We start from the raw sequence: 24,808 nt of genomic DNA, 5'->3' as shown, positions 1-24,808 counted from the left end.
TTTCTTTCCTGACACGCCAGAACCCCGGTGCACGCGACGCACGGACCAGGGCCGCGCCCGCACGCCCGTTGCGCAATTAAACCTGCAGATGAGTCGACCGAACCATTGGTCATTTGACTCAACCTTATGTAGGGCTAGTGGGCGCATTTGCGGTGCGTTACCTTGTCGTCACTGCAGCATTCATTCCAATTCGCACTATCACATCACTTATTCTGGATGACCGATCATGACCAGTTCGATGTCTTTGTCCGCCGTGGATGTCATCCATAAAAGAAGGGTGAGTTCGATCGGCAGCGAGCGTCAATGGCGCTGTCCCGGCGATGAATGCGACGACAACGTGCCGCAGAAAAACGCTATTGTCGTATCGCGGTGGATACGTAACGACAGCGAGCGGATCGAGGTAGTCAATCACGGCAATACCGCGCATCATTGTATTGCGATGAATCTGAAATGCACGTCGCTGACTTTCTCTCACGCGGGGCAAATCTTGGTTCGCGGACGCGTCACTGCTGGGGCCATTCAGATTACCGCTCCCGACGTGCCATGCGGCGCGGTGTTCGACTCTGCCGCCGACGTGCTGCATCTATTCGTCTCCCAGCAGGTTCTGAGCGAGTGTTTCGAGGACACGTTCGGCCGTCCGCACAAAGGCGAACTACGCATCGACGATCCGAAGCTGGTGCGCGATCCCGCTCTTGAACGTCTCGCACAGGCGCTAGCCGTATCGCAGTCGGACGACGCAACGCTCGGCAAGCTTTTTACCGATAGCGTCAGTCTCGCGATTGTTTCCCGTGTCATTGCGCGTCACTTTACTGTGGTGGAACGCAAGTCGCGGGAAGCAAGCGCACTGCCGCCGTGGCGGCTGAGTCGCGCGATCGAATACGTCGACGCCCATTTGTCGGAGCCCATTGGACTCGCGGACATTGCCAACAGCACGGGCCTCACCCGCATGCATTTCGCCTCGCAATTCCGCCGTGCGACCGGCATGCGACCTCACGAATATCTGTTGCGCCGGCGGATCGAACATGCACAGCAGCTTCTTCTCAACTCGCGCCACAACGTTCTCGACGTGGCGCTCAGCTGTGGTTTCCGCTCGCAAGCTCACTTTACGACCGTATTCAAACGGCTGGTTGGAGAGACCCCGTATTGCTGGAGGATGAAAAAGAATGTCGATCGCTAAGCAGATCCATGCGTTTCTGGAAGTCAGTGAAGCCTTCTTGCGGCAGTCAGGCGCGCCCATGCATTTCTTCGCAATGCCTCTCGACCAACAAGCACTTGAGGCAATTGACGCTGACGGCAATGAGGTTGCATGCAGCGACGGCAGCAGGGCGTACGCGCATAACGACATGAAGATTTTAAATGACGTGCTGGCGGGTTCGGGCGCTGCGATATCGAACGAAGAACGGTGCCCGCTGATCGGCTGATTCACCTGATAGAGGAGTGTCATCATGCTGGACAAAGCGAACTACACGGACCCGTGGCTGCGCACACTCGGCTTGCTGTCCGCGCTGTCGGGCGACACGGATTTGGACGACCACGAGTTCGTGGCGGCTCTTACACACAACGGACAGTGGGATCGCCGCGCGTCGGTCCGGGGACACCATCGCGAGGTCCAGGTCCGCGTGATCGACCGGCCTTCGCCGTCCACCGCGACGCTGGCGTGGCGCGACTCGACGCACTGCTCATATGGCGACCAGGTCTGGCACATGAGCCATGCACGCGTTGCCGGCGTGTGTGCGATGAGCGGACGGCCGATCCAGCGCGGCGATGCAATTTACAAGCCGCGTCCGTGCCGGCCCGCGCCGCTCAACGCCGGCGCAATGATTCTGTGTACCGTCCTGAACACTGCCCTTGAGGCATGATCCGCATGCAACAAAGCCGGCACGAAGCCGGCTCAGTTTCCTCGCATCGGCGAGGTATCAGGCGAAGCACGTTGCGCTAGTCGCCCGCATGTGATCCGGTCACGACCTTGCCCCGGAAAATGTAGTACTGGTAGAGGTTATAGCCAATCATCACCGGGAACAGAAAGCCAATCCCGATCAGCATGAACACCAGCGTCGACGTGTCCGAGGCGCTTTCCACGATGCCGAGCTTGCCCGGCACGAAGTCGGGAAAGAGGCTGATTGCGAGACCGGCGAATGACAGCACGAACAGCACGACAGCGCCCCGGAACGGTCCGCGCGAACTGCCCAGATACAGCGCGGCCACGATGAACGCGAAGGCAACGGCGGCGGCAAGCCCCAGCATGACGAGTACGTGGAACACGCCTGGTTGACTCCAGCGGACGTGCCCTACGTCGCTGACAAACCAGGTAGCAACGGTCAGAATCACGGCGGCTGCCACAGTGACGAACGCGCTGAGCAATGCAAGCCGGCGCGACCATTGTTCGATCGTGCCGACCGTCTTGTTGACCAGATAGGTCGAGCCGAGCAACGAATAGCCGGCCACCACGCCGACTGCCGACACCACGACGAACACGTCGCTCAAACCGCCGGGCGTGAGACCCGTAATGACTTTGCCGAGCACGATGCCCTGCGCGATAGCGGCGACGAGGCTGCCGACTCCGAATACCTTGTCCCAGAGCGGACCGTGGCTCACGCTGTGCCTGAATTCAATTGCCGCGCCGCGCATGATGAGACCCGCGATCAGCAGCATGATGGGCAAATAGAGATCTTGCAGAAGCAGCGCATAGGCCTCGGGAAAAGCGCCAAAAAGTGCGCCGCCCAGCACGACGAGCCAGGTCTCGTTGGCGTCCCACACAGAGCCGATTGTCTGCACCATTACATCGTGATCTTCGCGCCGCTTACGCAGCAGGCTGAGTATTCCGATGCCGAGGTCGAAGCCGTCGGCGATGACATAGAACACGAGCATGAGACCGATCACGCCGAACCATGTGATCGCGAGCATCGTGTGAGTCGAGCTGTCCATTGGCGGGCCTCGCAATGAAGTGGTTTAGTACTCGGTGACTGCCGTGTCGCGCTCTGCTGGCGCAGCGGACTGCGGATTCACGCTGAGATCGGGGCCGGTTCGCAGCCAGTTGCGCGCCAGTACGAAAAAAGTCAGCAGCAGAACCACGTAGAAGGCGAAGAACATAACCATGCTCAACGTTACCGACGAAGCCGACACGGTGGAAACGGCGTCTTTCGTGCGCAGCAGACCATAGACGACCCAAGGCTGGCGTCCCACTTCGCGCACGATCCAGCCGGCCTCGACGGCCACGTAAGGCAGCGGGATACATAGCACCCATGCGAGCAGCAGTTTGCGTCGCGCGAGCAACTGTTCGAGATTGCCGCGCGTCTTGCGCAGAACGTATGCGGTCCAGAATGCGAGCACCATGAAGAGGAAGCCGATGCCCGCCATCACACGGAACGCGTAGTAAAGCAGCGGAAGCATCGGCGGCTGGTCGTCGGGCGCGAAGTCCTTGAGCCCATTCACCTGGCCGTGCAGCGAATGTGTGCCGAGAATGCTCAACATGCCCGGAATTTCAATCGACCAGTCATTGCGCTGTGCCGCCTTGTTCGGCCACGCAAGCAGCGACCACGACGCGCCGGTGCCGGGCGCATTCGTAATCCAATGTCCTTCGATTGCCGCGCCCTTGGCCGGTTGAGTCTTGAACACGCTACCGCCGCTCGAATCGCCTAGCCAGATCTGGATTGGCGCTGCAAATACGAGCACGAGCAATGCGATCTTGAACGATTGCGCGAAGAATTCCGGATGGCGGCGCTTGAACAGATTCCATGCGGAAATGCCCGCGATCACGAACATGCCGGTTTCGATCGCCGCGACCCACATGTGGGTGACGCCCCAAACCATATCCGGATTGAAGATCGCGGCGGCATAGTCGGTGACGATGATCTTGCCGTTCTCGACCGTTACGCCCGCGGGTGTCTGCATCCACGAATTGGCAACCATGATCCAGAACGCCGAGATACTCGAACCGAGCGCGACCATCGAGGTAGCGAACAGATGCACGCCGCGCGGCACGCGTCCCCATCCGAGCACCATCACGCCGATGAAGCCCGCTTCGAGCATGAAGGCCATCGCGCCCTCGAAGCCGAGAATGTTGCCGAAGAACTGTCCGCTATAACGCGAAAAGCCCGCCCAGTTCGTGCCGAACTGAAACTCCATCGGAATGCCGCTGACCACGCCGACCGCAAAGTTGAGCACCAGCAGCTTGCTCCAGAAGCGCGCCTGGCGGTAATAGGAGAATTTGCCGGTGCGCAGCCACAGTGCCTCGATCAGGACCAGGAATGCGGACAGGCTGATGGTGAGAATCGGCCACAGGATGTGAAAGATAGCTGTCATCGCGAACTGCGCACGTGACAGATCGAGCACGTCACTCAGATGCATGATGAACCCTCGCAGTATCGAGAACGGCCGCATGGTGGGAAGAATCGGCGCCAACGGCCGCGGCGCGCGAGATCGTCACCGGCACGGACTTGTACGATGGCGTACGGCTTTGCGGGTCGAATGCGTACAGTGGAACGAGAGGGTTCGCCTCCGGATAATAGGCGCCGCAGCAGCCGTCGGGCAGCGAGTATTCGACGACCTTGAAGCTTCGAATCACGCGCTCGATTCCGTCGGTCGACGAGGCCCATACATCGACGCGTTCGCCCGGATGCAGGTTGCGCTTGCGCAATTCACGCGGGTTCATGAAGACGACATCGCGCTGCCCGAAGACGCCGCGATAGCGGTCCGAGTGCGAATAGAGCGTGGTGTTGTACTGATCGTGACTGCGCATCGTGGTGAGCCATAGCGCGTCGGGATCGTGGTGTGCCGGATCTTCGTCGAGTCCTTTGAAAACCAGGAAGTTGGCCCGGCCGTTGGGCGTCGCCCAGACCCGCTCCCGGGCAGTCGATGCAAGATGAAAACCGCCTGGCACGCGAATGCGTTCGTTGTATGCCTGGAACATCGGATAGACGATTTCGATCTTCTCGCGGATGCGGTCATAGCTCGCGACAAGGTGTTCCCAGTCGACGTGTGAGCCAGACCCGAGAGTCGCGCGCGCAATGCCCGCGACAATCGCCGGTTCGCTTTTCAGATGCGGCGAGGCTGGCTCGTTCCGGCCACCTGAAGCATGCACCATCGACATGGAGTCTTCGACGGTAATCGACTGCGGTCCGTCTGCCTGAATATCGATCTCGGTGCGGCCGAGGCACGGCAGGATCAACGCTTCCTTGCCATGCACGAGATGGCTGCGATTGAGTTTGGTCGCGATGTGTACGGTCAGGTCGAGTTTGCGCATTGCGGCCTGCACGCGCACCCAATCGGGCACCGCCGCGGCGAAGTTCCCACCCAGCGCGACGAAGACTTTCGCGTCGCCGCGGATCATCGAATCGATCGTGGCGATCACGTCGTGGCCGTGGTCTGCGGGCGGCCGGAAACCGAACGCTCGCTCGACGCCGTCGATCAACGCGGCCGACGGCTTCTCCGTGATCCCGACGGTGCGATTGCCCTGCACGTTCGAATGTCCGCGCACCGGGCACACGCCCGCGCCGGGCCGGCCGATATTGCCGCGCAACAGCGCGAGATTCGCGACCTGCTGAACATTCTCCGTGCCGCGATGATGCTGTGTCAGCCCCATGCCATACACGAGGATCACATTCTTCGCGCTCATGTAGATGTTGGCGGCGTTCTGAATATCGTCGCGCGACAGACCGCTTTGCTGGACGATGAGATCCCACCCGGTGGCGCGCAGATCGGCGGCGAGGTCGTCAAAGCCGTGTGTGTGTCCTTCGATGAACTCAATGTCGAGTACACGGGGCCGGTCCGCGGCGAGCGCCGCATCGTCGGCCTCGATGAGCGCTTTCATCATGCCTTTGAGCGCCGCGACGTCGCCGCCCACGCGGACCTGATAGAGGAACGAACTGATCTGCGTGGAGCCGAGCGTCGCCATCTCCACGGCATCCTGGGGCGCCGCGAAGCGCTCCAGCGCCCGTTCGCGGAACGGATCGAACGAGACGATTTTCGCGCCGCGCCGCGAGGCGCTGTGCAGATCGCTCATCATGCGCGGGCTGTTGGTGCCGGGATTCTGACCGAAGATAAAGATCGCATCCGCATGCTCGAAGTCCTCGAGCAGCACAGTGCCTTTGCCGACGCCGATCGATTGAGGCAACCCGACGCTCGTTGCTTCGTGGCACATGTTCGAGCAGTCGGGGAAATTGTTCGTGCCGAATTCGCGCACGAAGATCTGATAGAGAAACGCCGCTTCGTTGGATGCACGCCCCGACGTATAGAAGTCTGCCTGATCGGGATGGTCGAGACCGTTCAGATGCTTCGCGACGAGCGCGAATGCGTCGTTCCATTCGATCGGCACATAACGGTCAGACGCCCGGTCGTACACCATTGGATGTGTCAGGCGGCCGGCCATTTCGAGGTCGTAATCGTCCCAGGCGCTCAACTCCGAAACGCTATGCGCTGCGAAGAACGCCGGTGTGCAGCGATTGACGGTGGCTTCCCACGCCACTGCTTTCGCGCCGTTTTCACAGAACTCGAACGACGATGTGTGCTTGGGATCGGGCCACGCGCAGCCGGGGCAGTCGAAGCCTTCGGGCTGATTCATTCGAAGCAACGTCTTCGCCCCCGATATCGCGACGCCTTGCAATGCCAATGCCTCGCCGGTTGCTTTGAGCGCACCCCAGCCGCCGGCGGGTTCGCTGTAGATACGGATCTGCTTCTTCTTTGCCATCACCATTTCCCGCCATTTTTGTAGAGGGCATGGGCGCAGCATGGCACGCCGCCTGACGCGGCAATTGTGCAAACGCCCGTCCGTTTCAGATTCGCACGCCAGTCTCCCGCTTGCCTGCGTCGCACGCGACTGGCAGGCGGCTGGAAGCGGCCAACGATCCCGATGTTGGAAACGGGGAGTGCGCCTGCATCACGGACGCTCGCTGCGGTGTGTCCGATCCGGCGGCTTCGAGCGCGATGCGTTCGAGCGGCAGCCGGGTGTCGCGGTCAGTCTGTTCGAGCGCTTTGCGCAAGTCCGGTGCGCAGTGGCTACTCGTGACACACCACGCTGAAAGCAGAAGGCCCGCCGCAACGGCTGCAAGGCGATAGCCGGGACGAAATTGCATTGCTCTGCGCGCGGCCATGTCGTGTTCTCCCCAAAAGGAAGCCGCAATAGGCCGTGTGGCCAGAGCAGCAAGTCGGATGATGGTGGCCAGTATGTCGACCGTCGCACATGCGGGCTTTCGTTCCTGCACGGCCAATTGTCTATTCGCACGTGGGGGGCCGATGCGTGGCGCCGGCTTTCTGTTTCGCGCGGCCACGACTCGCGTCGAGCATCCGCAAGCATGACGGTCTCATACGAAGGTGTGAGTAAGCGCGCGTAAACCATGACGAGCCACGTGAAAGAGCCCGTGGCGCGCAGTCGGGCAGCGGGAAGGATGCGGCAGCCTGCCGAAGCGGTGACTGCCGTATCCCTATGGATAGTGGTTTCGGCTGACGCCTCCCATTACCATGACTTAACCGGCGCTGGCCTCGTCACGGCCTCGTGGGCAAGGTTGCGAAAGCTATGAAAGCTATGGCTTCGCCGTCCCGCTAATCAACCAGACGTGAATCCCGCATGATCAAAATCGGTCGAATAACAGTGTCGCTGGAAATGCGCGAGGTCTATCTCGGTGCAGACTTGGTACCGCTGGGAGCGCGCGCGTTCGGCATTCTCGAACTGCTGATCCGGGCCCGCGGCGCAACCGTTACGAAAGACGAGATCTTCGAGCACGTGTGGTCGAAGTCGGTGGTTGGGGAAAATAACATCCATGTGCAACTGTCCGCCTTGCGCAAGATTTTCGGCGAAGACAGGCAGGCTATCCGCACGATTCCCGGAAGAGGTTATCGCCTGACCCTCGCGGTCGAGACAGACGAATCTGTGGAAGTGCCCGCATCTGCGCCGACGCCTTGCGTTAAGGCCGGTCGTCTGAACAGTTTGCCGGCGATGCACGGGCCTTTGATTGGCCGCGACAGCACGACCGCGGAACTCGCGCGGGCGCTCACTACGGGGCCTATCGTCACGCTGGTGGGCCCGGGCGGCATCGGCAAGACCCAACTGGGTATCGCAGTCGCGCGGTCAATCGCGGATGCGGCCGGGATGGAAGTGTGTTTCGTGCCTTTGGCATCGGTCGCAAGGGCGCAGAGCATCGTCAGCAGGGTGGCAGAAGCGTTGGGTATAGAAGCCGGCAATGGCGACGCTCCTGAGCTGAAAGATCTGGCTGCGGCCGTCCAGGGCCGCAAGCTGCTCGTTCTGCTTGATAACTGCGAGCATGTCATTGAGTCGGCAGCGACCGTTTGTGACGTACTGGTGCAGGCAAGCGCCGATGTGCGGCTTCTTGCGACCAGTCGCGAGCCGCTCCGAACGAGAGGCGAAATTACGCATTGGGTCGATCCAATGGAGACGCCCGCAGTAGGGGCGGGACTGCACGCCATCCTCGCATGCAGTTCGGTGAAGCTCTTCCTTGCGCAATTGAGCGCGTTCAATGCCGCCGCAATCAGCGACCGTTGCAGTCTCGAGATGATCGCTACAATCTGCCGTCGGCTCGACGGCGTACCGCTCGCTATCGAACTGGCGGCGGCGCGCGCAGCAGTGTTCGGCATCGGCAGGCTGATATTCGAACTCGACGACCGGTTCCAGTTTCTGACCGGTGGGCGCCGTACCGCTCCGCGCCGTCAGCAGACCCTGGAGGCATCGCTCGATTGGGGTCATGAATTGCTGAGTGACTTCGAGAAACTCGTGTTGCAACGGCTCGGTGTATTTCCAGCGCGTTTTTCACTGGAAGCGGCATGCGCTGTCGCCGCCTTCGGTCAACTGTCGTGCAACGAGGTCACGGAAGCGATCGTCGGCCTCGCGTCGAAGAGCTTCGTGAGTACCACTGGCGGCAGCAACACGAAGGAATATTTTTTGCTCGAAAGTACCCGGGAATACGCGCTGCGCAAGCTGTACGGATCCCAGGAGGCGAACGAGGCGTTGTCGCGCAAGGCGGCGTTTCTCGCGAAATCGGAAACCGTGCCCGAGCGCGGTTTGGGTGTGGTCGCACGACGCAGTCTGACTGTGGTTGAAGCCGTGGCCTCCTGGTAACGGCATTGGAGTGGTGGCAGCTATGAGTTTTGTGTGCATCGTTGACGATGACGCCTCCATACGGAGCGGCGTCGGCAATCTTCTTAAAGCCGTGGGTTACAGCACGTTGGCTTTCTCTTCCGGCGAGGAGTTTCTCGCGTCGCCGCTAATTGACGATGCACTTTGCGTATTGCTGGATGTCAGAATGCGCGGCATGCCGGGACTGGAAGTCCAACGTCGATTGAATGCGGACCACCGCTCAATACCCGTGGTATTCATGTCGGCGCATGGCGACGGGCAGACGGTCGAACGGGCTATGCGCGACGGTGCGGTGGGATTTCTTCGAAAGCCCTTCGCTGAGGAAGTGCTGCTCGATTCGATCGAGCTTGCCATTGCGCGGAAGAATGACGAGGCTTGATTCCATCATCGATCGCTGCGAGCTTTTCGTAAAGGCTCGCAGCGATCGCATATCAACCGGTTTGCCGACTGCTAGTTAGCGTGACGTTACATCACAACCCGCGATTAGGCGTCGGACTCGCTCTGCTTGCCGACTCGATAGCCGCCGCGACTCCCTGACCGTAAGCCGGATCGGCCTTCGTGCAGTGCTCGATGTGCAGCTTTTGAATCGGGTCTGACACGCCCGCCATCGCGCGTGCAGTGTTGTCGAAGAGCGCCTGCTTCTGCTCCGGCGACATCAGACGGAAAAGGGCACCTGGCTGCGAGAAGTAGTCTTCGTCGACCCGATGGTTCCAGTGATCCGCAGCTCCTTCCAGCGAAAGCGGCGGCTCGCTGAAATCCGGCTGATCGAGCCATTCGCCGCGCGTGTTCGGGTTGTACGGCGTCGTGCCGCCCATGTTGTTGTCCACGCGCATCGATCCATCGCGATGGTAGCTGTGTGTCGGACACCTCGGCGCATTGACCGGAATCAGGCTGTGATTCACGCCGAGCCGATAGCGCTGCGCGTCGCCGTATGAGAACAGGCGGCCTTGCAGCATCTTGTCCGGAGAAAAGCTGATGCCCGGAACGACGTTCGCGGGGTTGAACGCGGACTGTTCGACTTCGGCGAAATGATTGTCCGCATTGCGGTTCAATTCCATCACGCCCACTTCGATCAGCGGATACTCTTTTTTCGACCAGACCTTGGTGAGATCGAACGGGTTGAATGACGTCTTTGCGGCATCCTGCTCGGGCATGACCTGCACGAACATTGTCCACTTCGGGTGTTCATTGCGCTCTATTGCTTCGTACAGGTCGCGATGCGAGCTTTCCCGATCCACGCCCACAAGCGCCGTCGCTTCGGCGTCGGTCAGGTTCTGGATGCCTTGTTGTGTGTACAGATGAAACTTGACCCAGAAGCGTTCCTTGTCCGCGTTAATGAAGCTGAACGTGTGGCTGCCGAAGCCGTGCATATGTCGGAAAGACTTGGGAATGCCGCGATCGCTCATCACGATCGTGATCTGATGCAGCGCTTCGGGCAATTGCGTCCAGAAGTCCCAATTGCTTTCGGCGCTGCGCAGGCCCGAACGCGGATCACGTTTGATCGCGTGATTCAGGTCGGGGAACTTGAGCGGATCGCGCAAGAAGAAAACTGGCGTATTGTTGCCGACCAGATCCCAGTTGCCTTCGTCGGTATAGAACTTCACTGCAAAGCCGCGAATATCGCGTTCGGCATCGGCGGCACCGCGCTCGCCGGCAACCGTTGAAAAACGCGCGAACAGGTCGGTCTTCTTGCCGATCTGCGAGAAGATCTTCGCGCGTGTATATCTGGTGATGTCATGCGTAACAGTGAAGGTGCCATATGCGCCCGACCCCTTGGCGTGCATACGCCGCTCGGGAATCACTTCGCGGTCGAAATGCGCGAGCTTTTCGAGGAACCACACGTCTTGAAGCAATGCGGGGCCGCGCGGCCCGGCTGTTTGAACATTCTGATTGTCTACAACAGGTGCGCCAAAAGCAGTCGTTAGCTTCTTCACTTACTACCTCCAATGATGGAAGAAAAACTCCTGAATGCGGGGCCATGACGTACCGCGGCGTTATGCAGAACGGCTGCCGCCGGTTCGAACGGCTTGACAAGCCCACGCGAAAGGTCCGCCGCGCGGGTACTACGGCTGCAATCTTAGCGCTCGCCTGAGAGCGCAGCGTGCACACACGTGCTGTTTTTGGAGCGAGGCATGAATCATGTGCAAGACGGTCGGTATTGAAGGATACCAATATGAATCGCTTTCAACATGTTCGTTAGGTCCGCTGCAACTTTCCGGGAGACACCGACGAGCGGTATTGCTCGGCGCGACACCTGAGGCGACAGTTTTATTCCATTGCATGACAACAGGTTTATGGATCGTCCGTTTGAGGAATTTCAGCGTGCTGTGGAATAGTCGTGCTGCGTCGGCTGTTATGAATGGACGGTCATGATCGGCAAGTTGGAGCGACCGTTCCGCTTTATTTGACCGGAGCATCCGGCTCTGCGAATGTTCAGCGCGAGTGAGCCGGATTCACCTTGCATTTGCCGCGGTGCGAGCGTCCTGGCGTTTGTTCGAGGAAGATCCATGTTCAGAAAAGTTCTGCAATGGGGCGGCGTGACATTTGTGGGTGTGCTGACACTGGCCGCCTGCGCGTCGACGCCTGCAAGCCGTTCGTCGTCTTCCATCGATCCCCCAGCCGGCGAGCGTCTCATGGCGTTGACTGCGTCGGGAGTGCAGACGTACACGTGCGAGTTCGACGCGCAGCATCGTCTGCAATGGGTATTCAAAAGCCCGCTGGCGACGCTATACGACACGAGTGGCCACGCCGTAGTCAATCACGCAGCGGGGCCTTCATGGCAAGCGAGCGACGGTAGCCGCATCGTTGGGCATGCAATCGCACAGTTGCCGAGCGATACGAAAGCGAGCGTGCCGCAACTCCTGCTGGAAACGCATAGCACGGCGGGAAGCGGCACGCTGTCCACGGTGCGGTACGTGCAGCGCGTCAAGACCGTGGGTGGCGTGGCGCCTGCCGCGCCGTGTTCAGCGGCGGGTGAGGCTGGTAGCTCGCCTTATCTAGCCGAGTATGTGTTCTATAAGTAGCGCGTGGCGAGGCTCGGCAACGTAGGCTAGTGGTGCCGTACCGATAACGGAAACACGGCACAAGGTGCATTGCGGCTGTGAGCGAACCTCTGGCCTACGCTGTACAATCCGCGAACTTTCGTCTGCCGGCAATAAGCGCGCAGTTTGCGGTTCGCGCGCCGCCCGGCAGGCCTCAGCTTTTCGCCAGTCAATCATGTCAACAGCAGATGTCGAGGGTTTGCCCGTTTTATTACCGGGCATGATGCCGCGGCTTCGGGCACTCTCCGATGCCAATGAACGATGATCGCTTGCACGAGTGGCGGCACCGCCACCGGCATGTCCTGTATGCATTGCGCTGGTTCGCCGTACTCGCCATACCGGCGACGCTCGCTGTGCTGTTCGTCTGGTGCGCCGGATGGTTTTCACCGCGGCTCGGCCCGGCGCGCATCGTCGATGCATTCCAGGCGACGACCACGCCGCATCCCGGTTTCCGGCGCAATCACGCGAAGGGCGTTTGCGTGACTGGGAATTTCGTGAGCAACGGGGCAGGGACACTACTGTCGCGCGCGAGCGTGTTCGCGCACGGCCAGTATCCAGTTGTCGGTCGGCTATCGATACCTGGCAGCGATCCCGGGCAGAGCGATGGCGCCGCCCAGGTGCGCAGTTTCGCCCTGCGCGTCCTGCTACCGCACGGCGAAGAATGGCGTCTTGCGATGAATTCAGTCCCTGTATTCGCCGTACGCACGCCTCAGGCTTTGTTCGAGCAGCTTGAGGCGGATGCGCGCGATCCGGGGACGGGCCGCGCTGACCCTGCGAAGATGCAGGCGTTTCTCGATAGCCATCCGGAGGCCCGCGCGTTCGGCCGGTATCTCGAACGGCATCCTCCCTCGTCAGGCTACGACAATGCGACGTACTACGGCATTAGCGCGTTCGAGGCTGTAAATGGAGAGGGCGTGCACCGCTTCGTGCGTTGGGAAGTGGTGCCGGAAAATTTATATCGTCCCGCTGATGCAGGCCGTCTGCGCGATCCCGAGTTCCTCGCCTACGATCTGATGAAGCATCTGCGCAGCGGTCCGTTGCGCTGGCACCTGATGTTGAACGTCGCTTTGCCGGGTGACACGACCGACGACTCCACACGGCAATGGGCGCGGTCGCCGGATCGAATGCGGATCGACGTGGGCACTCTGGTGATCGATCGAGCGCAAGCGCAGATAGACGGCCCGTGCCGCGATATCATTTTCGACCCGACGATCCTGCCCAACGGCATTGCGCCGTCGTCGGATCCGCTGCTTGCAGCGCGCTCGGCTACCTATGCCGAGTCGTTTGGCCGCCGCATGAAGGAAGAGTCGGCAGCGCATGCAGGCACGCATTGATTTTGCATGAGGGTACCTATGCCTTAACGGTCGTGATCAATGGGCCTTCCTGCTGCGGTTATCATAGATGTCCGCTTGAAAACGTAAGTTTCGTGAGCCCGAGCCTGCTCAATCCTCATTTCCTCCCTTTGCGTACCGTCCAATGAAGCTCGACGACAGCCTACTGATCGCATATGCCGACGGCGAACTGAGCGCTGCCGATGCTGCATCGGTCGAGCAGGCGCTGGCCGAATCGGTCGATCTAAGGCGCACCGTGGAATTGCTGCGTGCGTCGCGGCTTCCTTATCGGGAGGCATTCGCGAGGCAGAAGCTGCCACCGGTGCCGGATGAACTTCGGCGACGCGTCGAGGCAATGGCGAGTGCCGCACAAGAAAGAAACGGTTTCGCGGCGAGACAGCCGGCACGACGCTCTCCAAGCCTTTTGTGGCTTGCCGCGGCTTTCGTCGCTGGAGCGTTCTGCGTGGGCCTCGTACAACAATTGAACGCGCGCCTGCCGGGCGCGTTCAGCAACGGCGCGGCGACGACTGCGAGCGTCGACAGGCGGTCGTGGGTTAGCGTCGCCGCGGATTATCAACGGATGTACACGCGCGAGACCGTTGAGAGTGTCGCGCCGGATCGAACGGCGGCGGTCGACAAGATCGACGCAATCCGCAACGTCGACGGCATTCGCTTGCGCGTTCCGGATTTGCGGCCGGCAGGACTGGCGTTCAAGTCGGTTGAGCGCTTGCGTTATGACGGCAAGCCGCTTGTGCAGATCGTGTACCTGCCGGAGCGCGGCGTGCCCGTCGCCCTTTGCGTAATCCAGGATTCGCGGCCCGACGAGTCGATTGCGCAGAAGAAGGTAGACGGCATGACCGTTGTGTCCTGGCGGCAGAATGAACTTGCGTATGCGTTAATCGGCACGCCTGCCTCGGGCGACTTGCCGACCATCGCTCGGCAGATCGCAAACGCCAACGTCGACGAAATATTCTCCGCACTCGCAGCTGACCGTCCGGCACGCGGCTGACGCTGCCGCGTTCGCGCAGCCTGCGTTTCGCGGAGCCGTCGTGGCATGACGCGCGACCGGCGCCGCGTCGTCAAAAATGCTGCAACCACTCTAAAAGGCATGCGAATTGCTCACGTCTTGAGACCGTTGCGACGGTCGCGATTGCAGGCGGGCCACGTCGGCGTCGCGCAACATGACGGAGCAATTCAATATGACGGAAAAGAAAATCGCACAAACGGAAGATGAATCGACGTTGAACGCCGGGTCTGGCGACGACAATCCGAAGGTGCATCCCACGTCCAATGCAGAGAAAGATCCGGACGACTGGGTCACGGGCGAAGAACCGATGACGGGCGCTCAAGCCTCGTACTTGAAGACGCTGTGCGAAGAAGCAAAAGAGCCGTTCGACGGCTCGCTGACGAAGGCAGAAGCGTCTCGACGCATTGACGAACTTCAGGGCAAGACCGGCCGCGGAAAGGCCTGATCGGGCATTCTTCGCCATTCATACGGTGCGGCGCGCGCGTGGAGTAAGCCCAGTGCAGTGAGACCGTTCGCTGCAGCGCCGTCCGCGTGACCTGCATATTTACCAATGCGCCTGCAGTTCGGACCTATTCCGGAAGCGTTAGATCCCACGCAGTTCCGGGAGTAGGTTGCGAGCGGTGGTGAAGTTGCCCGCCGATGCTCGACAGTATCCTGCGACTCGTACGCAGGCCGATGTGTTCAAGAGCGCTCGGGAGCAAGCCGCGTCCATTATCGGCTACGCAGATTGTGTATCCGCCCGACGGGTTTCGCGTCAAACTTATTGTCAGCTGCCCTGAAGTCCCGGCGAAAGCATGTTCTACCGCGTTCGCAACGAGTTCGTTCACCACCGTCCCGATTGCGGTGCACGTGTCCAGAGTCACGGAGATGCCCGATACGAGATTGATCTCAAGCGTGATACCGCTCTCGCGCAAGCCGTAAAAGTCGTGGAAGCTGTCGGCCATCGACGCAAGGTATCGCCCGAGATCGACCAGTTCGCCATGATCGCCTAGCCCCAGCAGATGGTTGTACAGCGAAGCCATGGCGAAGACGCGGCGCTCGACTTGCTTGAAGCTATCGCGCACATGCGGATCTTTGGCTAGCGCGCCATTGCGTTGAAGCATTGCAACGATGAGCTGAAAGTTGTTACGTATGCGGTGCTGCTGCTCCCTTAACAGGTCTACCTTGGCATCGCGATCGGCGGTGAGCATGGAGCGCGTCCGGTACTTCTCGATACTCTCCGAAAGTGCGCTCGCCACCGACGCGAGAAACGACATCTCCAATGCCCCGATGTGCGTCGGCTCGCGAAAGTCCACCTCGAGAATTCCGTAGGCGCCGCTGCGATTGATAAGAGGAAGGTTGACGGACGTGACGACCTGGTGCTCGATGAGAATGGCCGGGACCTTATCCTGGGGACGTAGCCGAACGTCTGGCTCGACCACCGGCTTCGCATTGGTGAGTGCCTCGCCGGCTGGATTCCACGCTTGGACGGCCCCCGCAGATCGGCCAATCACGTCTGCGCCCATGCCGTATTGTCCCCTGACGACCAGCGTGTCGCCGTCTCCTTCGACTTCGAGCACCTTTGACATTGGCGCATTGCAGCCGAGGGCGGCGCATTTGGCCGCCTCGTCGAGGATGGTTGCGAGAGGGGCATTGTCTTGCAACGCCTCTGTCATTCTCGCAAAGGCTCGCCAATGGCGCAAAACGTCGGTGAGCGCAGCCGTCTCGCCAGGTGCGGGCCGAAGCTCGTCGATGGATGCCGCCAACGTTGCTTTGCGTGCGTAATGCGCCATATGCGTACCGTCGTTTGTAAGCCCGACAATGCATCCTAGCACTTTGCACAGGTGGACCCGATTGACGTTGTCATGAATGCGGGCAAACGCGGCATGCGGATCATGCTGTGATGCAAAGGCAAATGGGATCGGCGCTGCGCAGTAACTAACGGGCGCACCATGGCGTGAGCGGACAATGTCGACGCACATGTCCGATCTGTCGGGGTTTAGGAGAAGCTTTTGCGATGCACGAAAAACAGTAAGAGGCGTCGGTTCTTATTTCTATCGGTAATCCGAAATAAATTCTCGACGTTGCCGAATCCAGATCTGTCCGGTCCGCTCGATCAATCAACGCACGCAGCTCCGCAACACGGCTGAGCGCGCACATCCGTTCTCGTGACTTTCAGCCAGCCTTATTTGCTGATCTGCTGCGGCTCCACCGATATGGCAACGGCTTCGTTGTAGACGACTTCTACCTGATCCCCTTTCTTGACGCGCTTGAACTGTTCGGGATCTTCTACCACGATATCCACCGAATTGCCCTGCGGACCCTTCAGCGTCACCGTTCTGGTCTGCGGGTTCAGGGCGACCACATTGGCCATCACCGTGATTGCACGGGCGGCCGAGCCTCCGGGTTTTGCGCCTTCTGGTGCGCGGTTGAGCGTTTCACTCTGGCTGACTGTCGCGGGTCCGGTGCTCTTTTTCAGGCTCAAGGTGAGTGCTTGCGTGTACTCGGCTGCGACCGTATCGCCGAGCTTCAACTGGTCGAAGTTCTTCGCTTCTTCTCCAACTGTGACTTGCACGATCTTCCCTTTGGAGTCTTTTAGCCAGACAGTCCGGGTATCGGCTTCAATGCCGACGATGGTCGATTTTGTCTTGACTGTTCCAGTCACGGAAACCTTGCCCGGCTCTCTCGTCACGTCGTACTTCGGCGTCGTATCGGCGAGTACTCCATGTGAAAAGGCCGCAGCCAGCGCGACGATTACGAGCTTTGTGGTGTTCATTGCTGATCTCCTCGAGTGTCCGACCGGGGGCCGCCGCGCGAATCGCGCGGCGGCGGCGTCACGCACAGGGATGTGCGCAACGCGATCACCAGGCGCGATTCATTTGATGGTGTAGCCTCGCCCTTCCATACATGCGGCATATGCGCGGTTGAATGTATCCATGGCGCCTTGAGATTGCGCCTGGCCGGAAGCTTGCGCTGCACGCCTGTTCTGCCGCGCTCTGGCACCGCCGACCATGGTGCCCGCCGCTGCGCCGACGGCCGCGCCTTTCCCGGCATCTCCGCCAATCGCACCGATCACTGCGCCACCGGCGGCGCCCCGCGCGGCACCCTGAACGCGCTCGCCACCGCCCACTGCGGGGCCCGATGGCGGCGGCGGAGCGTTGGCGACCGCAGCGGGGTCGACGCCCGTGTTGTTCTTCGCCCAGGAATAGCAGGCACCGTCGTCCTGCTGCTGCTTCTGGGCGCTTTGTCCTTTGGCTGGATAGGCGATCGGTTTGGCCTGCGGCGCGCCGGAGCCTAGTAGTATGCAAACGGCGAAACCGTACACGGAGCACTTCCTTAGTGTGTTCACAGCACCTCCTCTGTCGGGCTATGTGCCGGTAGCGGCGCGTCTCCTGATGATTGCGTTCAGATGCCGACGCACACAATGAGACCATGGTCCTATTCGGCCAGGTTTCGACGCCACATCGGCCTCCCATCAGCCTCTGGTCATGCATTCGTCGTGATGTTGCATTTACGCCCCATTGGCACGCGGCCACCGTGACCGCAATGTCAGGTAGCAGAACCCGCAATTCGCTTAGGACCAAAGTCCGATTCCAGGTCTCTGATCAGCGGCTTACGCTTGATTGTGAGTACGGTCATGCGCGCTGCCAGTAGCGCCAACGCAGCCGTCCCAGTTGCCTGGGACGTGCTGCTCGCCGGCTCTCGCACTGGAGGAAAACTTTTGTGACCAATAAAGTGCGCGCCGCTGGCCGGGCGACGGATGCGGCCGCGCCCAGCGGTTGGCGCTCGGTCTTTCCGCCTGCACAATGGCTCGCTTCCTATCAGCCAAAGTGGCTAAAGAAGGACGCGATTGCCGGCGTCACGTTAGCCGCGTATGGCATTCCTGTGTCATTGGCTTATGCGTCGCTTGCCGGCTTGCCGCCGCAATACGGCATCTATTGCTATCTCGTGGGCGGCGTGTGCTACGCGCTTTTCGGGTCGTCGCGGCAACTCGCCATCGGCCCGACGTCGGCTATTTCGATGCTGGTCGGTCTCACCATTGCAGGTATGGCGGATGGCGATCCCGCTCGCTGGGCGTCGATTGCCGCGCTGACTGCCTTATTGATTGCAGGCATGTGCTGCATTGCGTGGTTGCTGCGTCTGAGTTCGCTTGTCAACTTCATTAGCGAAACAATACTTGTGGGCTTCAAGGCGGGCGCTGCGCTAACCATCGCGTTGACCCAGCTTCCGAAACTTTTGGGCACGAAAGGAGGGGGTGAGTCATTTTTCGAACGTCTCATTGTTCTCGGTGGGCAGATCCCTACTACTTCGCTGACGGTGCTGATTTTCGGTCTCGTCTGCATCGCCGTTCTAGTGTTGGGCGAAAAATACCTGCCGGGCAGGCCGGTCGCCCTCGCGGTCGTTATCGTGTCGACCATTATTGTTTCCGTTACTTCATTGGCGTCGCACGGCTTTTCTGTTGTAGGTGCCTTGCCGCGAGGGCTACCCGAATTCCATCTGCCGACGCTGCGCGTGCGAGACGTCGACGGCATCGTTTCGCTCGCATTTGCCTGTCTGCTGCTGTCTTACGTCGAGAGCGTCTCTGCTGCGCGCGCGCTCGCGCAAGCCCATGGTTATGAGATCGACGCCCGTCAGGAATTGCTGGGCCTCGGTGCGGCGAATCTGGCCGCCGGGCTGTTCCAGGGCTATCCGGTTGCCGGTGGACTGTCCCAGTCTTCAGTGAACGACAAGGCCGGTGCACGAACACCGCTGGCGCTCGTATTTGCATCGTTGACGATCGCCTTGTGTCTGATGTTTCTGACCGAACTGCTCAGGAACTTGCCGACCGTGGTTCTCGCGGCAATTGTGATGGTCGCGGTCAAGGGACTGGTCGACGTGAAAGAGATTCGTCATCTCTGGCGCGTGAGTCGCTATGAGTTCGCCGTCTCGTTTGTCGCATTTGCGGCGGTTCTGATGCTCGGCATTCTAAAGGGCGTGATCGTCGCCGTTCTCGTATCGATGCTGCTGATTATCAGGCGGGCCGCACGCCCGCATGTTGCGTTTCTTGGCCGAATTCGCGGAACCCGGCGCTTTTCGGATATCCAGCGTCATGCCGACAACGAATCTATTGCACACGTGCTTGTGTTTCGGGTTGCGGCGTCGCTGCTGTACTTCAATATCGAGCACGTGCGTCAGACCGTATGGGCAAAAGTCCACGAAGTCAGCGAGCCGATCAAGCTCGTGATATGCGATCTGTCGACGTCGCCCGTGGTCGATCTTTCAGGAGCGCGCATGCTGGCCGCGCTGCATGGCGCACTACAGGCTGAAGGGATAGACCTGCGGATAGTCGGCGCGCACGCTGAGGCGCGCGACATACTCCGCGCCGAGAACCTGGAGGCACGTGTTGGTCCGATTGGACGCCGGTATTCGGTGGCAGACGTTGTAGACGAATTCGAATCCGGCCGTGCGGCAGACTCGAAAGATCCCCACCGCGACACGGAACAAGCGGTGAAGACGGTCGTGAGTAAACCGGACTGAAGCGGCAAGGTTCGTAACGGGAAAGGCGCCAAAAAGCACTCGAGCGACGCAGGCTATTGGCGCTGCATATTTTGGTGTGCCGCGATCGTGCCGCCTTAGCAGGTCAGTACATGATACCCACTCAATGCAGTTTGGCGGTAACGAGGAGAACGAGATGAACAGACAGATGAGCGGTGACTCGCGAGTTCGTGCGATCGCCGCAGCTCCGGTTCCGGCTGCGGTCGCCTGTTTCTTTCAACCGGTGCGTTTCGAGCCGTCTCCTTCAATAACCGGGCGCCCCGCACTTGCCCAGATGCGACCGCCGCGTTCGCTTGCTCACCTGTTCGTACGTTGCCTGACTGGAGTTGTGCTGCTTGCCGTGAGCGCGGGCAGTGTCGCTTCGAATTTGAACTTCCTGAAAAACACGCCGATCAGCTTCATGAGAGATGCTGATCGCAAGGCACTCAACGACGCCGCGCAAAAGGCGCTGGAAAAGAAAGACGGCGAGGTTGTTCCGTGGAGTAACGCAGGAACCGGTAACCCGGTTGTGATCAATGGAACCATCACGCCACACGACACGTCGACGAAAGGGGACCGGACGTGCCGCACCACGACGCTCGTGGCAAATGCGAAAGGCCAGACACAAAGTTGGACACCGACTGTCTGCAAGACTGGCAGCGGACCGTGGAAAATACTCAGGAAATAGCGGATCGAACGCACCCGGGCGTGACGATACGCAGGATCTGCGCGCCGCGTCCGGCGGGTCGTTCAATTTCAGTGACAGCACCGCGCTTTGCTGCGCAAGACGAGCAACGCAATCGGCGCGGTCAGAATCGTTCGGCCACGTATTTGAATGGATAGTCGGGCTCCTTGTATCCGTTCGGCTTTTGCCGGGCCGGGAGGGTGACCTTTTCGCGCGCGATCGTCTTATAGGGAATCTTTTGTAGCAGATCGCTAATGATATTGAGTCGCGCACGCCGCTTGTCGTTGGATACCGCGACAAACCATGGGGCGAAATCGGTGTCGGACGCTTCGAACATTGCGTCGCGCGCACGCGAATAGTCGTACCACCGGCTATAAGACTTCAAATCCATTCCGGAGAGTTTCCAGACTTTACGCCCGTCTGTGATGCGAGCTTGCAGACGGCGAGTCTGTTCTTCTTCACTGACTTCGAGCCAGTATTTAAGCAGAATAATCCCCGAATGAACGATTGCACGTTCCACTAGCGGCACCGCCTTGAGGAAGCTCACGGCTTCGTTTTCGGTGCAAAAACCCATTACCCGCTCAACGCCTGCACGGTTGTACCAGCTGCGATCGAAGATCACTATTTCTCCGGCTGCAGGCAGATGAGGCAGGTAGCGTTGCACGTACATCTGGCTTTTTTCGCGGTCCGTGGGTGCGGGCAATGCGACCACACGGAATACACGCGGACTCACTCTTTCGGTGATTGCCTTGATCGTGCCGCCCTTGCCGGCGCCGTCGCGCCCCTCAAAAACGATGCAGATCTTTTGCCCCGTTTGTACGACCCATTCCTGCAGCTTCACCAGTTCGACCTGCATTGGCGTGAGTTCGCGCAGATATTCCTTGTTGGATAACGTCTCACGCTTAACCGGGTCGTCCTGTTTGCTTTGGTGCTTCGTCATTGCAATCTCTCCGCGCGCGCCGCCACAGCCTCGGTTGATGATTCACTAGAGTATGCGGCGGCACCGCGGCAAACAATGAGCCTTTGGTCCAATAGCGCGGCTGGTCGTCCTGTTCTATCCTCGGGACGTCCCGACGGGTGCGAGGGTAGAGCAAGACGCGCCGCGAACAGTGGGCACGCCAGATCGTTCGTGAAGCTAACGAACCGGAAGCGCGATGAGGCGATCCGAAACCAGAATAGCGTTTGCACTAGTGGGCGTATTTGTCATTGCGCTGAATGCGTTTGCGAATCGTGGTCCGCGAAAATGACAGACGCTATCTACTGGGCAACTACTGGGCAACTACTGGGCAACTACTGGGCAACTACTGGGCAACTACTGGGCAACTACTGGGCAACTACTGGGCAACTACTGGGCAACTACTGCGCAACCTGCCATCGCAACACCGGATGCGTCGCGCCCGCAGGCATCGCCCACGCGCCGGTGGAGCTGAAGTCGTAGGTGGGACCGAAGCTCGACGGCATGCTCATCTGTGCCGTGGTCAACCCCTTCGCTGCCGAGGTGCCCGTCCCGCTATAAACATCGCGCGTTGCCAGCGTGGTTTGAATGTCCCAGTAAACGTCGCCCGCAATGGTGCCGTTGTTGGTGCTTGCAACGCCGAGCGGAGGCGGGCCGAGCGTCGGATTAATGTTCTGTACGACTTTGCCGGTTGCGAACGACTGCTCGATCGTGCCGTCGTTTCTTTGAACCAGCGCGGCACTGCCGTCCGAACACTGCGAGCCGTTTCCGCCGCCGCAATAGTTCGGCTGGAATGACACCTGTCCGGTCGCGTATGACTGCGAGATGAGTCCCGAGTTGCTGCCGACCAGTCCTCCGCCGCCTCCCGTGTGCGCCTGCGCGGCCACTGCTCCCGTTGCATACGACTGCCGGATCGTCCCCGCGTTGATTCCGACCAGTCCGCCGAGCGTGCCTTCGGCGGAGACATCCACGTTGCTGCCCGAGCGCGTGATCGTGCCATAGTTGTACCCGACCAGCCCGCCGGTGCTGGAGGTGTAGCTGTAGCCTCCAAACGCGGAAGCGGATCCGCTAGTGCGTACGTAAGTGACGAGTCCGTAGTTGAACCCGGCCAGCATGCCGTACGAACCGTAGCCTTGCTGATTATTGATCTTCCCATTCACGTCCACATGACGCACGACGCCCGCCGCGCCGATCACACCGAACAGGCCAACTGCGCGCTGATCGGGACCGCCGGTCATGGAGCCGGGTGTGACGAGCACCGTGCTCGACAGTGAGAGTCCATTGATTGCATGCCCCATGCCGTCGAACTGACCGGAGAACGGCGTTGCGCCGTCGCCGATTGGTGTAAACGGGAACGGAGGCGGGAAGCCCGAGGTCGCGCTTGCGTCGATGTCTTTGCCAAGCGCATAGCTGCCGGCGAGATCCGTCGAGATCTGCTGCAGGTCGCTCAGCGAATTGATCAGTTTATAGGCTGTCGCCTGGGTCAATAGACCGCTGTATGGCGCGGCCGTCCACGCGCTGTTGGTAAGTACTGTGCCGGGGCTGTAACTGCCGTTCATGTCGTACAGCGCGCTGACGATGCCGGTACTCGCGGACCAGTCGAGCGTGCCGTGATTGACGACGCTGCCGCTGTTGTCGATGCCCGACGCGTCCGCGCGCAACGTCAGATTGCCGGAGCCCGAGTTCTTGAGGGTGACGCCGGGAGCAATCGACACGTCGTGGTAGGCCGCGAGCGATAGGGCGGCAGGGCCTTGCCAACCGATGCCTGAAGTGACGCTCAGATCGCCGGATGCGCCGTTCGCGCCCGTCGTCGTTACGTTCACCGATGTCCCCGCGTCGAGGCTGCGCCGAAGTGCTCCGGCGGCCGGCTGGTCGATCGTAAAAGCGGGAGCCGTTACGTTCCATTGCGACGCGAGCACTTGCGCGCCGGGGACGAACGAAAGCACACGTGCCTGTGTATCGACAATGCCGCCGCTGCCATTCGCATTGATTGCGGAGATAGTGCCGCCCTGCGTGACCCCGCCCGTATCGGCGACCAGCCAGACGTGGCCGTCGCGCGTTGCGGTGCCGGTTGCGCGTGTGCGTGTGCCGCCGCCCGCGAGCGCGTAGATGTTGCCATCCGCGGCTTGCAGGTTGATCTGCGCGGCCTGCAAAGGCCCCACGTTCGCAATCGTGCCGTTGCTGCCGGTTTGCACGAAAAGCTGCTTGCTGCTCGACGAATCCTGCAGCAACAGTTTTGCGCCTACACCGAATTCCGCTGTCCCGTTCGGTGCTTCGACGGTGCCTGCGTTGACGACAGCTTGCCGGGCGATCAGAAATACGTCGCCGCCAATCGAACTGATTTTGCCCAGATTGACGACGCTCGCATTCGAGTCGCCGGAGAACGTCAGCGAGCCGCCGTTCATGAACGCGCAGTTGCAGACATCCAGCGTCGATGCGAGAAAGCGTCCACCCGTGCTCACGACGCCGGACGGCCCAACGACGATTCCTTGCGGATTGATCAGATAGAGGTCGCCTGTCGCGCTGAGCTTTCCGAGGATTCCGGAGAGCGAGCCGCCCGTCACGCGATTGAGCGTTGCGCCCGAGCCGTTCTGGAACGTGACGGCATTGTCCTTGCCGATTGAAAAGCTGCGCCAGTCGATCACGCCGCGCGTCGAGCCGGGCTGCGTCACGACCAGGTTACTGCCGCTTGCGTTAATGGAGCCTTGCCCGCTGACGAATTGACCACCTTGCGGTAATACGCCGCCCGCGAGGGCGACGGTAGCCGAAGAGACTCCCGCAAGTGCGAGTGCGATGGCGATCGCGATCGAGCGATGCGATGTGCCAACGACTCGGCAAGCCGAATTTTCAACCGGTGATAGTGGTAACCGAAACGACATGGATGCCTCCTCGGTATCAGTCCGATATTCGTCTGCGGCGGTAAACAGTTGCAGCTGGCTAACGACGCATCGTCTGACATAACTGGCTGAAATCAGCTTAGCAGCGCGCTTGGCTGACACGCCGTAATAATCACATCAATTTGCGCCTGACGATGCCGCTTTTGGCGGATGTGTCGGCAGGTGGCAAATGCCTGCCGCTTTGGCATGCCTCTCACGCTCAAACGTTTTTTTGCATACGCACCCTACGCAAGCGGCTATTTATTGCCGACATCCAGACATGAGTTGCATCGCCTGAAGCAGGCGACGGGAAGA

General features: G+C 60.2%; 21 protein-coding genes. 11 read left to right on the top strand and 10 right to left on the bottom strand.

What is annotated here, in order from left to right:
- The first annotated feature begins 226 nt into the window (after positions 1-226).
- The 3 genes from J2W46_RS10120 to J2W46_RS10110 are packed head-to-tail and all read left to right on the top strand — an operon-like array spanning position 227 to position 1,859.
- On the top strand, positions 227-1,177 hold the full coding sequence (locus tag J2W46_RS10120; RefSeq protein WP_027804703.1) for a helix-turn-helix domain-containing protein: 951 nt from the start codon (positions 227-229) through the stop codon (positions 1,175-1,177).
- Positions 1,164-1,421 carry a hypothetical protein gene (locus J2W46_RS10115; protein ID WP_310353320.1) on the top strand — a complete coding sequence of 86 codons (258 nt, stop codon included), beginning with the start codon at positions 1,164-1,166 and terminating at the stop codon, positions 1,419-1,421. Before J2W46_RS10120 ends, J2W46_RS10115 begins: the two co-directional genes overlap by 14 nt.
- A 24-nt stretch (positions 1,422-1,445) precedes the next feature.
- Positions 1,446-1,859 carry a DUF3331 domain-containing protein gene (locus J2W46_RS10110; protein WP_310353318.1) on the top strand — a complete coding sequence of 138 codons (414 nt, stop codon included), beginning with the start codon at positions 1,446-1,448 and terminating at the stop codon, positions 1,857-1,859.
- 76 nt (positions 1,860-1,935) lie between these two features.
- On the opposite strand, the gene J2W46_RS10105 is transcribed toward J2W46_RS10110, so the two are convergent.
- The 4 genes from J2W46_RS10105 to J2W46_RS10090 all read right to left on the bottom strand — a co-directional run bounded on the left by J2W46_RS10105 (position 1,936) and on the right by J2W46_RS10090 (position 7,070).
- Positions 1,936-2,925, bottom strand: coding sequence for a cytochrome d ubiquinol oxidase subunit II (locus tag J2W46_RS10105; RefSeq protein WP_087754363.1), 990 nt, complete (start codon positions 2,923-2,925; stop codon positions 1,936-1,938).
- A gap of 24 nt (positions 2,926-2,949) precedes the next feature.
- On the bottom strand, positions 2,950-4,347 hold the full coding sequence (locus J2W46_RS10100; protein WP_310353316.1) for a cytochrome ubiquinol oxidase subunit I: 1,398 nt from the start codon (positions 4,345-4,347) through the stop codon (positions 2,950-2,952).
- The gene (locus J2W46_RS10095; RefSeq protein WP_310353314.1) at positions 4,334-6,685 is read right to left on the bottom strand and encodes an FdhF/YdeP family oxidoreductase; all 2,352 of its coding nucleotides are present in this window, start codon (positions 6,683-6,685) and stop codon (positions 4,334-4,336) included. The genes J2W46_RS10100 and J2W46_RS10095 overlap by 14 nt, the downstream gene beginning before the upstream one ends.
- Before the next feature lie 85 nt (positions 6,686-6,770).
- The gene (locus J2W46_RS10090) at positions 6,771-7,070 is read right to left on the bottom strand and encodes a hypothetical protein (protein WP_310353311.1); all 300 of its coding nucleotides are present in this window, start codon (positions 7,068-7,070) and stop codon (positions 6,771-6,773) included.
- Between the two features lie 491 nt (positions 7,071-7,561).
- Here J2W46_RS10090 and J2W46_RS10085 point away from each other — a divergent pair, with 491 nt between their 5' ends.
- Both J2W46_RS10085 and J2W46_RS10080 read left to right on the top strand, forming a co-directional pair.
- Positions 7,562-9,067, top strand: a complete 1,506-nt coding sequence (locus J2W46_RS10085) for an ATP-binding protein (protein ID WP_131319103.1) — start codon at positions 7,562-7,564, stop codon at positions 9,065-9,067.
- Positions 9,068-9,089: 22 nt separating this feature from the next.
- The gene (locus J2W46_RS10080; RefSeq protein ID WP_020068450.1) at positions 9,090-9,464 is read left to right on the top strand and encodes a response regulator transcription factor; all 375 of its coding nucleotides are present in this window, start codon (positions 9,090-9,092) and stop codon (positions 9,462-9,464) included.
- Between the two features lie 91 nt (positions 9,465-9,555).
- On the opposite strand, the gene J2W46_RS10075 is transcribed toward J2W46_RS10080, so the two are convergent.
- Positions 9,556-11,019, bottom strand: coding sequence for a catalase (locus J2W46_RS10075; protein ID WP_020068451.1), 1,464 nt, complete (start codon positions 11,017-11,019; stop codon positions 9,556-9,558).
- Positions 11,020-11,592: 573 nt separating this feature from the next.
- On the opposite strand from J2W46_RS10075, the gene J2W46_RS10070 reads away from it, so the two are divergent.
- From J2W46_RS10070 to J2W46_RS10055, 4 genes are all read left to right on the top strand, one after another.
- On the top strand, positions 11,593-12,108 hold the full coding sequence (locus tag J2W46_RS10070; RefSeq protein ID WP_087754359.1) for a DUF3455 domain-containing protein: 516 nt from the start codon (positions 11,593-11,595) through the stop codon (positions 12,106-12,108).
- Between the two features lie 272 nt (positions 12,109-12,380).
- Entirely contained in the window at positions 12,381-13,460 is a 1,080-nt protein-coding gene (locus J2W46_RS10065; protein ID WP_310353305.1) for a catalase family peroxidase, read from the top strand.
- 142 nt (positions 13,461-13,602) lie between these two features.
- Positions 13,603-14,466 carry an anti-sigma factor family protein gene (locus J2W46_RS10060; RefSeq protein ID WP_310353302.1) on the top strand — a complete coding sequence of 288 codons (864 nt, stop codon included), beginning with the start codon at positions 13,603-13,605 and terminating at the stop codon, positions 14,464-14,466.
- A 190-nt stretch (positions 14,467-14,656) separates the two neighbouring features.
- A complete protein-coding gene (locus tag J2W46_RS10055) occupies positions 14,657-14,929 on the top strand; it encodes a DUF3072 domain-containing protein (protein ID WP_084690132.1) in 273 nt (90 codons plus the stop codon).
- A 124-nt stretch (positions 14,930-15,053) separates the two neighbouring features.
- Here the strand turns inward: J2W46_RS10055 and J2W46_RS10050 are convergent, their stop codons facing one another.
- From J2W46_RS10050 to J2W46_RS10040, 3 genes are all read right to left on the bottom strand, one after another.
- A complete protein-coding gene (locus J2W46_RS10050; protein ID WP_310353298.1) occupies positions 15,054-16,445 on the bottom strand; it encodes a sensor histidine kinase in 1,392 nt (463 codons plus the stop codon).
- 203 nt (positions 16,446-16,648) lie between these two features.
- Positions 16,649-17,239 carry a hypothetical protein gene (locus tag J2W46_RS10045; protein ID WP_020068457.1) on the bottom strand — a complete coding sequence of 197 codons (591 nt, stop codon included), beginning with the start codon at positions 17,237-17,239 and terminating at the stop codon, positions 16,649-16,651.
- A 99-nt stretch (positions 17,240-17,338) separates the two neighbouring features.
- Complete coding sequence (locus J2W46_RS10040) at positions 17,339-17,788, bottom strand: glycine zipper family protein (protein ID WP_088175361.1); 450 nt, start codon at positions 17,786-17,788, stop codon at positions 17,339-17,341.
- Positions 17,789-18,186: 398 nt separating this feature from the next.
- Between J2W46_RS10040 and J2W46_RS10035 the strand changes: the two genes are divergently transcribed.
- A complete protein-coding gene (locus J2W46_RS10035; RefSeq protein WP_310353296.1) occupies positions 18,187-19,980 on the top strand; it encodes a SulP family inorganic anion transporter in 1,794 nt (597 codons plus the stop codon).
- A 124-nt stretch (positions 19,981-20,104) separates the two neighbouring features.
- A complete protein-coding gene (locus tag J2W46_RS10030) occupies positions 20,105-20,665 on the top strand; it encodes an RT0821/Lpp0805 family surface protein (protein ID WP_310353293.1) in 561 nt (186 codons plus the stop codon).
- Between the two features lie 121 nt (positions 20,666-20,786).
- Here the strand turns inward: J2W46_RS10030 and ppk2 are convergent, their stop codons facing one another.
- Together ppk2 and J2W46_RS10020 are read right to left on the bottom strand one after the other, a co-directional pair.
- Positions 20,787-21,602, bottom strand: coding sequence for a polyphosphate kinase 2 (gene ppk2, locus J2W46_RS10025; RefSeq protein WP_131319093.1), 816 nt, complete (start codon positions 21,600-21,602; stop codon positions 20,787-20,789).
- 416 nt (positions 21,603-22,018) lie between these two features.
- A complete protein-coding gene (locus tag J2W46_RS10020; RefSeq protein WP_310353288.1) occupies positions 22,019-24,496 on the bottom strand; it encodes a two-partner secretion domain-containing protein in 2,478 nt (825 codons plus the stop codon).
- Between the last annotated feature and the right edge of the window lie 312 nt (positions 24,497-24,808).

It is taken from the genome of Paraburkholderia strydomiana (assembly GCF_031456815.1).
GTDB classification, from domain to species: Bacteria; Pseudomonadota; Gammaproteobacteria; order Burkholderiales; family Burkholderiaceae; genus Paraburkholderia; species Paraburkholderia caledonica.
This window is presented reverse-complemented; position numbering and strand designations above follow the sequence as displayed.

What these genes read in the sequence shown, in the direction of transcription:
- J2W46_RS10120 (WP_027804703.1), top strand. Translation starts at nt 227, where the DNA reads ATGACCAGTTCGATGTCTTTGTCCGCCGTGGATGTCATCCATAAAAGA.
- J2W46_RS10115 (WP_310353320.1), top strand. Translation starts at nt 1,164, where the DNA reads ATGTCGATCGCTAAGCAGATCCATGCGTTTCTGGAAGTCAGTGAAGCC.
- J2W46_RS10110 (WP_310353318.1), top strand. Translation starts at nt 1,446, where the DNA reads ATGCTGGACAAAGCGAACTACACGGACCCGTGGCTGCGCACACTCGGC.
- J2W46_RS10105 (WP_087754363.1), bottom strand. Translation starts at nt 2,925, where the DNA reads ATGGACAGCTCGACTCACACGATGCTCGCGATCACATGGTTCGGCGTG.
- J2W46_RS10100 (WP_310353316.1), bottom strand. Translation starts at nt 4,347, where the DNA reads ATGCATCTGAGTGACGTGCTCGATCTGTCACGTGCGCAGTTCGCGATG.
- J2W46_RS10095 (WP_310353314.1), bottom strand. Translation starts at nt 6,685, where the DNA reads ATGGCAAAGAAGAAGCAGATCCGTATCTACAGCGAACCCGCCGGCGGC.
- J2W46_RS10090 (WP_310353311.1), bottom strand. Translation starts at nt 7,070, where the DNA reads ATGCAATTTCGTCCCGGCTATCGCCTTGCAGCCGTTGCGGCGGGCCTT.
- J2W46_RS10085 (WP_131319103.1), top strand. Translation starts at nt 7,562, where the DNA reads ATGATCAAAATCGGTCGAATAACAGTGTCGCTGGAAATGCGCGAGGTC.
- J2W46_RS10080 (WP_020068450.1), top strand. Translation starts at nt 9,090, where the DNA reads ATGAGTTTTGTGTGCATCGTTGACGATGACGCCTCCATACGGAGCGGC.
- J2W46_RS10070 (WP_087754359.1), top strand. Translation starts at nt 11,593, where the DNA reads ATGTTCAGAAAAGTTCTGCAATGGGGCGGCGTGACATTTGTGGGTGTG.
- J2W46_RS10065 (WP_310353305.1), top strand. Translation starts at nt 12,381, where the DNA reads ATGAACGATGATCGCTTGCACGAGTGGCGGCACCGCCACCGGCATGTC.
- J2W46_RS10060 (WP_310353302.1), top strand. Translation starts at nt 13,603, where the DNA reads ATGAAGCTCGACGACAGCCTACTGATCGCATATGCCGACGGCGAACTG.
- J2W46_RS10055 (WP_084690132.1), top strand. Translation starts at nt 14,657, where the DNA reads ATGACGGAAAAGAAAATCGCACAAACGGAAGATGAATCGACGTTGAAC.
- J2W46_RS10050 (WP_310353298.1), bottom strand. Translation starts at nt 16,445, where the DNA reads ATGTGCGTCGACATTGTCCGCTCACGCCATGGTGCGCCCGTTAGTTAC.
- J2W46_RS10045 (WP_020068457.1), bottom strand. Translation starts at nt 17,239, where the DNA reads ATGAACACCACAAAGCTCGTAATCGTCGCGCTGGCTGCGGCCTTTTCA.
- J2W46_RS10030 (WP_310353293.1), top strand. Translation starts at nt 20,105, where the DNA reads ATGCAGTTTGGCGGTAACGAGGAGAACGAGATGAACAGACAGATGAGC.
- ppk2 (WP_131319093.1), bottom strand. Translation starts at nt 21,602, where the DNA reads ATGACGAAGCACCAAAGCAAACAGGACGACCCGGTTAAGCGTGAGACG.
- J2W46_RS10020 (WP_310353288.1), bottom strand. Translation starts at nt 24,496, where the DNA reads ATGTCGTTTCGGTTACCACTATCACCGGTTGAAAATTCGGCTTGCCGA.